This is a genomic window from Ralstonia sp. SA306 (genome assembly GCF_054792405.1).
Map to the genome: position 1 here is coordinate 1330321 of NZ_CP096451.1, position 12755 is coordinate 1343075.

Consider the following 12755-nt stretch of genomic DNA (forward strand, 5'->3'; position numbering starts at 1 on the left):
AAATCCGTGGCCGCGCGGCGTTTGCCGCACAGGCGCGGTGATAAAATGCGCGTTATGCCTACGCTCCTGTTTTCTGTCCGTCGCCGCGCTCCTGCGCGCCGCGCTTCCCGTTTGGTTCTGCCGGCGTCCGTGCTCAGTGCCGCGCTGGTGGCCGCGCCTGTATGGAGCCAGTCTCAGCCGGCCTCTGCGCCAGCCGCTGCGGTGCCCGCCACACAGCCGGATTTCGGCGCCGAGCACGATCGCATCACCAGCGCCAAATCCTGGGCCGAATACCGCTATGCCCAGGCTGAGCGCGCCTGCTACGACAAATTCCTCGTCACGCACTGCATCGACAAGGCCAAGGATGTGCGCCGCACGGAACTCCACACCATCCGCGAACGTGAGTTGGCACTGGACGAAGCCGAGCGTGCCGACCGCGCAGCCCGCCGCGACCAGGAACGCGCCATCCGCGAGGCTCAGTACAACGCCGAACGCCCCCAGCGTGAAGCCGCCGAGCAGAAGAATCGCACCGATTTCTCGAACAAGCAGGAACAGCAGCGCCTGAACGAAGCGCAGCGCCAGGCCGAAGCGCCGCAGCGCGCCGCCAACGCGCAGGCCGCGGCCAAGAAGCAGGCCGATTACGATGCCAAGCTGAAGGCTGCGCAGGAGCAGGGCGCAGCCAACGCCGCCAAGCGGGCCGAAAGCGTCAAGCAATTCCAGGAAAAGCAGCAAGACGCGGCCAAGCGCCAGAAAGAACTGGAAGAGCGCCGCGAACAAACCAAGCGCCGCAACGAGCAAAACCAGAACAACACCAGTCCGCTGGGGTTCTAAACTTCAGCCAAGGCCGGGCTTCCGGAGGGAGAGCGATGGACAGCGATCTGAACACGATCTCGCGTCGCATCATTGAATTGCAGATCGAGCACCGCGATCTCGATTTCCTGATCGACCGGCTGGCAGGTACGGCCGGTCACGACGAGTTGCAGCTGCGCCGCCTCAAGAAGCGCCGCCTGAAACTCAAGGACACCATCACCCTGCTACAGTTGCAGCTTGAGCCGGACGTGCCGGCTTAGCGCCTGCCCAAAGTTGGTTCGATTTTCATCCCGAGAGGCCGCAATCACGTGCGGCCTCCGTCATTTGACTCCACGGATTCCGCGTTGACTTCGCTTTCCCCGCTGGCCGAGCCGTCGGCTGATTCCGACGCCGATACCAGCGATGCTTCGGTTCCCGCCGCCTCTCCACCTACCGATGCTCATCATGGCGAGCTGGCTACGCTCTTTGCCGATGACGGCACGCTGGCCAAGGGTATCGATGGCTACCGGCCCCGTAGTGCGCAGCTGACGATGGCGCAGGCGGTGGCCAATGCCATCGAGGCTGCCGATTCGATCATCGTCGAGGCCGGTACGGGCACGGGGAAAACCTACGCTTACCTTGTCCCGGCGATGCTCTGGGGCGGCAAGGTGATCCTGTCCACCGGGACGAAGAACCTGCAGGACCAGCTCTTCCTGCGCGACATCCCGACCGTGCGCAAGGCGCTGAATGCGCCGGTGTCGGTGGCGCTGCTCAAGGGCCGCGCCAATTACGTCTGTCATTACCACGTGGAGCGCACGTCGCAGAACGGGCGCCTTTCTTCGCGCCAGGACGCCGCGTGGCTGCGCCAGATCAACCTCTTCCTGAAGACAACGAAAACAGGCGACAAAGCCGAACTTGCTAGCGTGCCCGAGAACGCGCCGGTGTGGAACCTCGTCACGTCCACGCGCGACAACTGCCTGGGTTCGGACTGCGCGTATTACAAAGACTGCTTCGTCATGCGCGCCCGCAAGGAGGCGCAGCAGGCCGACGTGGTGGTAGTCAACCATCACCTGTTCTTCGCAGACGTGATGTTGAAGGACACCGGCATGGCCGAACTGCTGCCCGCCGCCAACACGATCATCTTCGACGAAGCCCACCAGCTGCCCGAAACCGCCACGTTGTTCTTTGGCGAGACCATCTCGACGAACCAGATTCTCGAGCTTGCGCGCGACAGCGTGGCCGAAGGCCTTTCGCATGCACGCGATGCGGTGGATTGGGTCGCGATAGCGGCCCCGCTGGAGCGTGCCGCGCGCGATCTGCGCCTGGTTTTCCGCCAGGACGGCTCACGCCTGTCGATCAAGCAGATCGACAATGATGCGGCACTCGCCAAGCCGTTCTACGAGGTGTTGCCGAAGCTGGAGCAGGCGCTTTCCGACTTTACCGGCGCGCTGGAAGCCCAGGCCGAGCGCGCCGAGACCATCGAGCAATGCCATCGCCGCGCCGCGGCGCTGTGTGAAAAGCTTGATGCGTGGGCCGATCCCAAACCGCCGAAGGTGCCAAAGAAGGAAGGTGACGACGAGGGCAAGGAGGGCGAGAGCGCGGCCCCCGTCGACGAACGTGTGCGCTGGGTCGAGGTGTTCGCCAATTCCGTGCAGTTGCATCTGACGCCGTTGTCGATCGCGCCGATTTTTTCGCGCCAACGTGCCGGCCAGCCGCGCGCGTGGGTCTTCACCTCCGCCACGCTTTCGGTGCGCGGCAACTTCACGCACTACGCCGCACAGTTGGGCCTGGATCGTGATCGCTCGATGACGCTCGACAGCCCGTTCGATTACGCCTCGCAAGGCTTGCTCTATGTGCCGCGCGATCTGCCGCAGCCGAGCGATCCGCGCTTTACCGATGCGGTACTCGACGCCACCTTGCCGCTCATTGAGGCAGCGGGTGGTAAGACGTTCTTGCTATGCACGACGTTGCGCGCCGTGAACCGCGCCGCCGAACGCTTGACGGACGAATTCGCGCAACGCGGGTGGGATTTCCCGCTGCTTGTGCAGGGCCAGGCCAGCCGTACGGAACTCCTGGACCGTTTTCGTGCGCTCGGCAACGCCGTGCTGATCGGGAGCCAGAGCTTCTGGGAGGGCGTGGACGTACGCGGTGAGGCGCTCTCGCTGGTCGTGATCGACAAGTTGCCGTTCGCCCCACCCGATGATCCGGTGCTGAGCGCCCGGATGGAGGCCCTGGAGAAAAAGGGGCTGAGCCCGTTTGCCGTGCACCAACTGCCGCATGCGGTGATCACGCTCAAGCAAGGTGCCGGCCGGTTGATTCGCTCGGAGACCGATCGCGGCGTGCTGATGATCTGCGACCCTCGCTTGGTCGAGAAAAACTACGGTCGCCAGATCTGGCAGAGCCTGCCGCCGTTCAAGCGTACGCGCGAGGCCGAGACCGCCGCCGAGTTCCTGCGTTCCCTGCGGCCGGATTCGGATGATCCGCCTGCCGGCGACCTTGAAGACTGATCCGCACGCACAAACAAAAAGCCCGGCCAATCGACCGGGCTTTTTGCTGTGCAGTTCAAGCCTTGCTTACCACCATTGGTACCAGGGCTTGTCTTTCTTGCGCTGGCCGTAGGCGAGGAAGTCGCTCTTCGGGTAGTTCTGCTTGATGATGCGTTCGGTGTCGTCGCGCATGTCCTTCATGCCCAGCGCTTCGTACGACTTCATCATGATGTACAGCGCTTCTTCCACAGCCGGGGCGCGATCGTAATCCTTGATGGCGTCCTGTGCGCGGTTGACGGCGGCCAAGTAAGCGCCACGGCGATAGTAGTAGCGCGCGGCGCCCACTTCATGCTCGGCCATCGCGTTCACGATGTATTGCATGCGCTGCGTGGCGTCCGGCGTGTACTTGCTGTTCGGGAAACGCGTGATCAGCGTCTTGAACGCGTCGTAGGCAGAGCGCGCCGCCTTCGGGTCGCGCTCGCTCAAGTCCTGGTTCGAGAAGCGGCCGAGCCAACCCAGGTTGTCGTTGAAGTTGATCAGGCCCTTGAGGTAATAGGCGTAATCCACACTGGGGTGATTCGGGTGCAGCTGGATGAAGCGATCAACCGAGGCCAGCGCGGCAGCCGTTTCGCCATCCTTGTAGTTGGCGTAGGCGGTTTCGATCTGGGCTTGCTGGGCGTACGGCCCGAACGGATAGCGGCTTTCGAGCTTTTCGTAGTACTTGACCGCCTTGGCGTAGTCACCGCCGTCGAGCGAATCCTTCGCTTCCGAATATAATTTGTTAGCTGACCAGCCAGCAGTTTCGTCTTGCTGTTCCGGCAGGATGCCGCAGGCCGAGATAGCCAGACATGCAACGCCTGCTACCAACACTGCTCCGATTTGTGCGCGGATTCGACTGCCGATTCGATTGCCGATTCGACTTCCAATACGCGCCTGCTTTACGCTCGTGACCGACATGGGCACCTTTTCTGAATGAAAAATCGCATCAAGCATTATAGCCCAAGCCCTGTGTCAGACGACGCACTGGCTGACGTTTCCCTCACTGCGCCGGAGACGGAAGACGCCCTCGATGATGAGGCGCTCGATTTGCATGCCGCAGATGCGGCACCGGCGGTCGAACCGATCATCGTCGAGATTCCGGAAGCCATGCACGGCGAGCGCCTGGACAAGGCGCTTGCCAAGCTGCTGCCCGATTATTCGCGCAGCCGCCTGCAGCAATGGATTGACGCAGGTGCGGTGCGCCTGCGGGGTGAAGTCGTGCGCCCGCGTGCGGCCATCTCCGGCGGTGACCGCATTGAAGTCGTCCCGCAGCGCGCGGCAGACGAAAGCGCCTTCGTTGCCGAGCCCATCGATCTGGATGTGGTGTACGAAGACGACACGCTGCTCGTCATCAACAAGCCTGCCGGCCTTGTGGTGCATCCGGCTGCGGGTAACTGGAGCGGCACGGTGCTCAATGGCCTGCTGCACCGCTATCCCGACGCCGTGGAGCTGCCGCGCGCCGGCATCGTCCACCGCCTCGACAAGGACACTTCCGGCCTGATGGTGGTTGCCCGTACGCTACCAGCGCAAACCGATCTCGTGCGCCAACTGCAGGCACGTACCGTCAAGCGGACTTATCTTGCGCTGGTGTGGGGCGAAACGCCGGAAGAAGCCACGATCGACGCTCCGATTGGCCGGGACCCGCGCGACCGCACGCGCATGGCCATCATCGAGACGGCCAGCGGCAAGCCGGCGCGCACGCATTTCAAGACGCTGGACGTGGTGGACCTCGGGCGCGCGCAGGTATCGCTGGTGCGCTGCCAGCTCGAGACCGGTCGTACACACCAGATCCGTGTGCACTTTGAATCGGAGGGGCATCCTCTGCTTGGCGATCCGGTGTACACGCGCAACTTCCGCCGTGGCAAGCCACAGACAATCAAGGCGCAGCTGCCGGTGCCATTTACGCGGCAGGCGCTGCACGCGGTGCGCCTGGGGCTCGTGCATCCCGCATCGGGCAAATCGGTGCACTGGGAAGCTGGCGTGCCCGACGATTTCGCCGATCTTCTGGAAGCCCTCGACCTGGATCCCGATGCCGATATCAACTGACTGGATCGTTCCCGACTGGCCCGCGCATCCGCATGTCAAAGCGCTGGCCACGACCCGTCTGGGTGGCGTCAGCACAGGGCCTTACGGATTGGCCGGTGGTTTGCCTGGCGGTCTGAACCTTGGTCAGCACGTTGGTGATGCGCCGGAAGCCGTTGAACAGAACCGCCGCATCTTGCGTGCAGCGCTACCCACCGAGCCGGCGTGGATGGAGCAGGTGCACGGCACCGGCGTGGCGGATCTTGATCAACTCGTCGGCACGTCCGCGCCTGTGGTTGCCGACGCGGCGGTGGCGTCGTGGCGGGATCGCGTCTGCGTGGTGATGACGGCGGATTGTCTGCCTGTCTTGCTGAGCGACGCTCGCGGCGTAACCGTGGGTGCGGCGCATGCGGGCTGGCGCGGTCTATGCGGTGGCGTGATCGAGCGCACGCTGGATGCAATGACGCAACGGTTGCGCGCCAGCGGCCAGGAAGCCGATCCAACGTGGCTGGCCTGGCTGGGGCCGGCCATTGGGCCATCGTGCTTTGAAGTGGGTGGGGAAGTGCGCCAAGCCTTTATCGACGCCGCTCAGCCCGGTGAATTACCTGCCACCCAGGCGGCTTTCGTGGAAGGCGCATCCGCGGGCAAGTTCTTCGCTGATCTGTATGTGTTGGCCCGACTGCGGCTGGCACGCGCCGGCTGTACTGACGTGTACGGCGGTGGCCTATGCACGATGAAGGACGCCGAGCGCTTCTATTCGTACCGTCGGGAGCGCACCACGGGCCGCATGGCGACGCTGATCTGGCGCGCGGAGTGAGCGTTCAGGCGGCGCCGTCGCCTGCATCGCTGCTCAGCGTGGGGGCCGTGTCCGCCTTGTCTTGCGCGGCTTCCTGGGCTTTGCGGCGGCGCCTGCGTGCCGGCGTGCCGACAATCCAGAGGAAGAGCGATAGCGGCGCCACGCCGTAGAAGACAAATGTGCCGATGCCGGCAATCCAAGATTGCTCAGTCAAGGACATCATCAACACGACGTAGAGCCAGGCGATGGCGACGATATACATGGGAAAAAGCAGTGCCCGGCATTGGCGCAATGCAGCAGTCTCGCACGAAATTGCGCAAATTGGACCATAGCCCCGGTTCTGTGCTTAGCCATTTGGTCAGAGCTGTTTTCGGCGAATGTGGCAAAACCCGCGCTGGCTGGGCGTTTCCGGCCGATCATTGACTAACTCCGATTGACAGCCTTGAAACGGCAAGGCAACAATGCCCCGCAATACTACGAGTTGCGCCGCCGTTCCAACCGGAGCGGCGCATATCGTCGGATCGAGGGCACTATGGCATCGCGTCAATCGACATCATCCAAAGCATCTAGCGCCCACACTCAAGCTCCCTGGCAGGGCTTGTCGGACCCTACGCAGTGGGCGGAGCAGTTCAAGCAATGGCAAGCCTTTGCGGGCGCCTTCGCACAACCCGGTGCCGCGGCTCCGGGTCTTGGCCAGTTCAACGGCGCAGCGATGGGCGAAGGCGCGGTTCCCTTCGCGCTGATCCCGCACGATCGGCTGGCCGAAATTCAGCAGAAATATCTTGAAGAGTGGCTCCAGATCTGGCGCCACATGAGCACCGGCGAAAGCGCTGAGGCCGTGGCGCCGTCTGATCGCCGCTTCTCGAACGATGCCTGGCGCAAGAGCCCGCTCTACGGCTATGCCGCCGCGTTCTACGTGCTTAACGCCCGCACGCTGATGGAAATGGCCGACGCCGTGCAGGCTGACGCCAAGACCCGCGAGCGCGTGCGTTTTGCCGTGTCGCAATGGACGGCCGCCATGTCGCCGTCCAACTTCCTTGCGACCAACCCAGAGGCCCAGAAGCATCTGATTGAATCGCGTGGCGAATCCCTGCGGACCGGCATCCTGAACATGCTGCAGGACATGGAGCGCGGCAAGATCTCGCAGACCGACGAAACGGCGTTCGAGATCGGCCGCAATGTCGCCAACAGCGAAGGTGCCGTCGTCTTCGAGAACGATTACTTCCAGCTCATCCAGTACAAGCCGCTGACGACCAAGGTGCATGCGCGCCCGCTGCTGCTGGTGCCGCCCTGCATCAACAAGTTCTACATCCTGGATCTGCAGCCGGCCAATTCGCTGGTGCGCTATGCGGTGGAGCAGGGCAATACCGTGTTCCTGGTGTCGTGGCGCAATCCGGACGCGAGCATGGCGTCCCGCACGTGGGACGACTACATCGAAGGCGGCGCGATCGAGGCCATTCGCGTAGCGCGCGAAATTTCTGCGCAGGACCAGATCAATGTGCTGGGCTTTTGCGTGGGCGGAACGATCCTTTCGACTGCCCTGGCCGTGCTGGCTGAGCGCGGCGAGCATCCGGCCGCAAGCCTGACGCTGCTAACCACGCTGCTCGACTTTACGGACACCGGCATTCTCGACGTGTTCGTCGATCAAGCCCAGGTGGAAATGCGTGAGAAGACCATCGGCAGCAATGCGCCGACCGGTCCGGGCCTGCTGCGCGGTGTGGAGCTGGCAAACACGTTCTCGTTCCTGCGCCCGAACGATCTGGTCTGGAACTACGTTGTCGAGAATTATCTGAAGGGCAAGACGCCCGCGCCGTTTGACCTGCTGTACTGGAATGGCGACTCCACCAACCTGCCTGGCCCGTGGTACTGCTGGTATTTGCGCCATACGTATCTGCAGAACGACCTCAAAACGCCGGGCAAGCTGAAGGTGAACGGCACACCGGTGGATCTCGGCAAGATCGACGTGCCGGTCTACATCTATGGCTCGCGTGAAGACCACATCGTCCCGTGGAAGTCCGCTTATGGCTCTGTGCCGCTGCTCAAGGGCAAGCGGCGTTTCGTGCTGGGCGCCTCGGGACATATCGCAGGCGTGATCAACCCGCCCGCGGCCAACAAGCGTTCGCATTGGATCAATCCCAAGCTGCCCGATACCGCCGATGCGTGGCTCGAGGGTGCCAAGGAGCATCCGGGCAGCTGGTGGCCGGATTGGTCAACGTGGCTGGCATCACATGCCGGCGCGCAGAAGGCTGCACCCAAGAGCTACGGCAATGCGGACTACCCGGCCATCGAGCCGGCACCTGGCCGCTACGTCAAACAGAAAGCGTAAGATCGCGCGCATGAACCCCCGTTGCCGTCGCGGCTTCGGCCGCTGACGGTGTCCAACGACCCTCTCTTTCGACAGTGGAAGGTAAGCAAATGACCGATGTTGTGATCGTATCGGCGGTACGCACCGCCGTGGGCAAGTTTGGTGGCTCGCTGGCGAAGATCGCTGCGCCTGAGCTTGGCGCGGCCGTTATCCGCGAAGCGCTGGCGCGTGCCAAGGTGGCACCGGATCAGGTGAGCGAAGTCATCATGGGCCAAGTGCTGACGGCAGGCTCGGGCCAGAACCCGGCGCGCCAGTCCGTCATCAAGGCCGGGCTGCCGAACATGGTGCCCGGCCTGACCATCAACAAGGTGTGCGGCTCGGGCCTGAAGGCCGTGATGCTGGCCGCCAACGCCATCATGGCGGGTGATGCCGAGATCGTCGTGGCCGGTGGCCAAGAAAACATGTCCGCCGCGCCGCACGTCCTGCCGGGCTCGCGCGATGGTTTCCGCATGGGCGATGCCAAGCTTATTGATTCGATGATTGTGGATGGGCTGTGGGACGTCTACAACCAATACCACATGGGCATCACGGCCGAAAACGTCGCCAAGGAATACGGCATCACGCGTGAAGCGCAGGACGAGTTTGCCGTGGCTTCGCAGAACAAGGCGGAAGCTGCGCAGAAGTCGGGCCGCTTCAACGACGAAATCGTTCCGATCCTGATCCCGCAGCGCAAGGGCGATCCGATTGCCTTTACGCAGGACGAGTTCGTTCGCCATGGCGCCACGCTCGAATCGATGGTTGGGTTGAAGCCCGCCTTCGACAAGGCCGGCACGGTGACGGCGGCCAACGCCTCGGGCCTGAACGATGGCGCCGCCGCTGTCGTGGTGATGTCGGCAGCCAAGGCCAAGGCACTGGGTCTGACGCCGCTGGCCACGATCCGTGCGTACGCGAGCGCCGGTCTGGATCCGAAGGTCATGGGCATGGGGCCGGTACCGGCATCGCAGCGCTGCCTGTCGCGCGCCGGCTGGTCGGTGGGCGACCTGGACCTGATGGAAATCAACGAGGCGTTTGCCGCTCAGGCGCTTGCAGTGCATCAACAGATGGGCTGGGATACGTCCAAGGTCAACGTCAATGGCGGTGCGATTGCGATCGGTCACCCGATCGGCGCGTCGGGCTGCCGCATCTTGGTCACGCTGTTGCACGAAATGCAGAAGCGCGATGCGAAGAAGGGCCTCGCCTCGCTGTGTATCGGCGGCGGCATGGGCGTGGCACTGGCGGTTGAGCGCCCGTAAGTTTTTTTGCAGTGGGATTGGCGTGAGGCGGAACGAACGCCACACACGCCAATCCGAGACACCTGAGCATTTGCTGCCTGGCAAGAGGCCAGGCAGTTCTAACAACAAGGACTAGGAGTGGACATGACCAAACGCATTGCATACGTCACCGGTGGCATGGGCGGTATCGGAACGGCGATTTGCCAGCGCTTGGCGCGCGACGGCTTCACCGTTGTCGCAGGCTGCGGCCCGAACTCGCCGCGCAAGGCGAAATGGCTCGAACAGCAAAAGGCGCTCGGTTTCGATTTCGTGCCGTCCGAGGGCAACGTCGGTGATTGGGAGTCCACCAAGGCCGCGTTCGACAAGGTCAAGGCTGAAGTGGGTGAGGTGGATGTCCTGATCAACAACGCCGGCATCACGCGCGACGTGGTGTTCCGCAAGATGACCCGCGCTGACTGGGATGCAGTGATCGACACCAACCTGACTTCGCTGTTCAACGTGACCAAGCAGGTCATCGACGGCATGGCGGATCGCGGCTGGGGCCGTATCGTCAACATCTCGTCGGTGAACGGCCAGAAGGGGCAGTTTGGCCAGACCAACTACTCGACGGCCAAGGCTGGCTTGCACGGCTTCACGATGGCGCTGGCGCAGGAAGTCGCAACCAAGGGCGTAACGGTCAACACGGTGTCGCCCGGCTATATCGCCACCGACATGGTGAAAGCGATTCGTCAGGATGTGCTCGACAAGATCATTGGCACCATCCCGGTCAAGCGCTTGGGCGAGCCGACCGAGATCGCCTCGATCTGCGCTTGGCTGGCATCTGAAGAATCTGGTTTCTCCACCGGCGCGGACTTCTCCCTCAACGGCGGCCTGCACATGGGCTGATGCTCCCACGCCCATGCTGCAGCATGGGCGCAGCAATTTTTCCCCTGAATTTGCCTGCATGCTGCAATGCTCGATTGCATTGCAGCAGGCTTTTTGCATCCTGTCGGGGCAACTGTCCGAGTGCGTGAGCCGCATCAAAATGCTGCGGGTTTTTACCGGGGGAGGTCGCCTTTTCTTTGCAAGGCGATCCGCATAGAATCCAACCACGGAGGCGCTCCGCAGGGAGACACGGGGCGTCCGATCATAACCGGATGCATCTGCGCTGCTCTTGAATGCAGCATTCGCACGCAGATCGGAACAACCGGGCAACCGCGTATTTTGCTGCGTCGCTCGGTGCAGTCATTTCGCACTGCATCGGCTGCACCGCAGCAGCATCGCCAACACGGAAAGGCACGATGGCCACCAGCAAGAAGGGCACCGAACGGCTGATCAAGAAATATCCCAACCGCCGGCTCTACGATACCCAAACCAGCACGTACATCACGCTGGCAGACGTTAAGCAGCTCGTGATGGAAACTGAAGAGTTTCGCGTTGTTGATGCGAAATCCGGTGAAGACCTGACCCGCAGCATCCTGCTGCAGATCATCCTGGAAGAGGAAACCGGCGGTGTGCCGATGTTCTCCGGCGCGATGCTCGCTCAGATCATCCGTTTCTATGGCAACGCCATGCAGGGCATGATGGGCACGTACCTGGAAAAGAACATCCAGGCGTTTGTCGACATCCAGAGCAAGCTGGCCGAAAACTCCAAGGATCTGTACAGCGGCAACTCCTTCAACCCTGACATGTGGTCGCAATTCATGAACATGCAGGGGCCGATGATGCAAGGCATGATGAGCAACTACATCGAGCAGAGCAAAAACCTGTTCGTGCAGATGCAGGAGCAGATGCAGAGTCAAGCCAAGAACATGTTCGGGACATTCCCGTTCAATCAGCCGCCCGAGAAGAAGTAAGTTTGGCTGGCTGGCAAAACAAGGCGAATCGCATGGCGGTTCGCCTTTTTTATTGGGCGCGCATGGGTGAGGGCGGCAAGGTAAAATACCGATCTTTCAGGTGAGGCATACGCCTCTCCGACGATCACGATTCCCGCTTCGGTCTCCCATGTTTGATGTTCGCTCCCGGCCCGTGCGCCGGCCGTCTTCCGTTTTCGCATGAGCCGTCTTTTGCTTGCCCCGATGGAAGGGGTCGCAGATTACGTCATGCGCGACGTGCTGACCCAAGCTGGCGGCTACGACGGATGCGTCTCGGAGTTCGTCCGGGTGACGGGCTCGTTGCTGCCCGCGCGCACGTACGAACGTGAGACGCCCGAGATCCGCAACGGCGGCTATACCGCCAGCGGCACGCCGATGACCATCCAGCTCCTTGGCAGCGATCCGGAATGGCTGGCACGCAATGCGGCATACGCGGCGTCCCTTACGCCGCATGGCATCGACCTCAACTTCGGTTGCCCGGCCAAGGTCGTGAACCGGCACGGCGGCGGCGCCATGTTGCTCGCCACGCCGGAAGTGCTGTACGACATCGTGCATGCCGTGCGAGCCGCCGTGCCGGCCAACATTTCGGTGACGGCGAAGATGCGGCTCGGCGTTTCCGATACTTCCCGAGCGATTGATTGTGCGACGGCCCTGGCGGAGGGCGGTGCCGAATCGCTCGTCGTGCATGCCCGCACGCGCGACCACGGCTACCGTCCTCCTGCCCATTGGGACTGGATTGCACGTATCGCCGACGCCGTAAGCATCCCCGTGACCGCCAACGGCGAGGTCTGGACGGTGGCTGATTGGGAGCGTTGTCGCGCCGTCAGCGGCTGCGATGACGTGATGATCGGCCGTGGCGCCGTATCTGACCCATTCCTGGCCCAACGCATTCGCGGGCAGATGGATCAAGCGCCGTCTGCGGCGGAATGGCCGGTTGTGCTGGGCTTTCTCGCCGATTATCTGAAAAAGCTGCATGCGCGCATCTCGGCCAAACATGAGCATGGCCGCGTCAAACTGTGGCTCAGCTATCTGAAGCGGACGTGGCCGCAGGCCGCGGAACTGCACGATGCGATCCGCAGACTGCAAGACGCGCTGGAAATCGAGCGCGTGATCGAACAGATGCAGCTTCGGCTTGGCCGCCCAGGCGCGGCTAACGGTTAAAATACGCAACTGCGCGGCACACCCCGTGTGCACAGCGCAAATCCTCTCCCACAT

Annotated in this window: 12 protein-coding genes; 10 read left to right on the forward strand and 2 right to left on the reverse strand. The window is 62.6% G+C overall.

Annotated elements, in window-relative coordinates; translation table 11 throughout:
* Window positions 1–45: 45 nt before the first annotated feature.
* The 3 genes from M1D44_RS06460 (at window position 46) to M1D44_RS06470 (ending at window position 3275) form a co-directional block, all read left to right on the forward strand.
* Entirely contained in the window at window positions 46–810 is a 765-nt protein-coding gene (locus M1D44_RS06460) for a hypothetical protein (RefSeq protein ID WP_037031559.1), read from the forward strand.
* 35 nt (window positions 811–845) lie between these two features.
* Window positions 846–1049: a DUF465 domain-containing protein gene (locus tag M1D44_RS06465; RefSeq protein ID WP_024975554.1), complete on the forward strand. Its 204-nt coding sequence runs from the start codon at window positions 846–848 to the stop codon at window positions 1047–1049.
* Between the two features lie 84 nt (window positions 1050–1133).
* Entirely contained in the window at window positions 1134–3275 is a 2142-nt protein-coding gene (locus tag M1D44_RS06470) for an ATP-dependent DNA helicase (protein ID WP_316853870.1), read from the forward strand.
* Between the two features lie 66 nt (window positions 3276–3341).
* Here M1D44_RS06470 and M1D44_RS06475 read toward each other — a convergent pair whose 3' ends face one another.
* Window positions 3342–4211 carry an outer membrane protein assembly factor BamD gene (locus tag M1D44_RS06475; RefSeq protein ID WP_024975556.1) on the reverse strand — a complete coding sequence of 290 codons (870 nt, stop codon included), beginning with the start codon at window positions 4209–4211 and terminating at the stop codon, window positions 3342–3344.
* Window positions 4212–4226: 15 nt separating this feature from the next.
* Between M1D44_RS06475 and M1D44_RS06480 the strand changes: the two genes are divergently transcribed.
* Window positions 4227–5339 carry an RluA family pseudouridine synthase gene (locus M1D44_RS06480; RefSeq protein ID WP_024975557.1) on the forward strand — a complete coding sequence of 371 codons (1113 nt, stop codon included), beginning with the start codon at window positions 4227–4229 and terminating at the stop codon, window positions 5337–5339.
* On the forward strand, window positions 5323–6132 hold the full coding sequence (gene pgeF, locus M1D44_RS06485; protein ID WP_316853871.1) for a peptidoglycan editing factor PgeF: 810 nt from the start codon (window positions 5323–5325) through the stop codon (window positions 6130–6132). Before M1D44_RS06480 ends, pgeF begins: the two co-directional genes overlap by 17 nt.
* Window positions 6133–6136: 4 nt before the next feature.
* On the opposite strand, the gene M1D44_RS06490 is transcribed toward pgeF, so the two are convergent.
* Complete coding sequence (locus M1D44_RS06490) at window positions 6137–6373, reverse strand: hypothetical protein (RefSeq protein ID WP_024975559.1); 237 nt, start codon at window positions 6371–6373, stop codon at window positions 6137–6139.
* Window positions 6374–6643: 270 nt separating this feature from the next.
* Here M1D44_RS06490 and phaC point away from each other — a divergent pair, with 270 nt between their 5' ends.
* The 5 genes from phaC to M1D44_RS06515 all read left to right on the forward strand — a co-directional run bounded on the left by phaC (window position 6644) and on the right by M1D44_RS06515 (window position 12701).
* Complete coding sequence (phaC, locus tag M1D44_RS06495; RefSeq protein WP_024975560.1) at window positions 6644–8437, forward strand: class I poly(R)-hydroxyalkanoic acid synthase; 1794 nt, start codon at window positions 6644–6646, stop codon at window positions 8435–8437.
* 89 nt (window positions 8438–8526) lie between these two features.
* Window positions 8527–9708, forward strand: a complete 1182-nt coding sequence (locus M1D44_RS06500; protein WP_316853872.1) for an acetyl-CoA C-acetyltransferase — start codon at window positions 8527–8529, stop codon at window positions 9706–9708.
* Between the two features lie 123 nt (window positions 9709–9831).
* Window positions 9832–10572, forward strand: a complete 741-nt coding sequence (locus tag M1D44_RS06505) for a 3-ketoacyl-ACP reductase (protein WP_024975562.1) — start codon at window positions 9832–9834, stop codon at window positions 10570–10572.
* A gap of 395 nt (window positions 10573–10967) precedes the next feature.
* On the forward strand, window positions 10968–11522 hold the full coding sequence (gene phaR, locus M1D44_RS06510; RefSeq protein WP_024975563.1) for a polyhydroxyalkanoate synthesis repressor PhaR: 555 nt from the start codon (window positions 10968–10970) through the stop codon (window positions 11520–11522).
* Between the two features lie 198 nt (window positions 11523–11720).
* On the forward strand, window positions 11721–12701 hold the full coding sequence (locus M1D44_RS06515; protein WP_024975564.1) for a tRNA dihydrouridine synthase: 981 nt from the start codon (window positions 11721–11723) through the stop codon (window positions 12699–12701).
* Window positions 12702–12755: the final 54 nt, after the last annotated feature.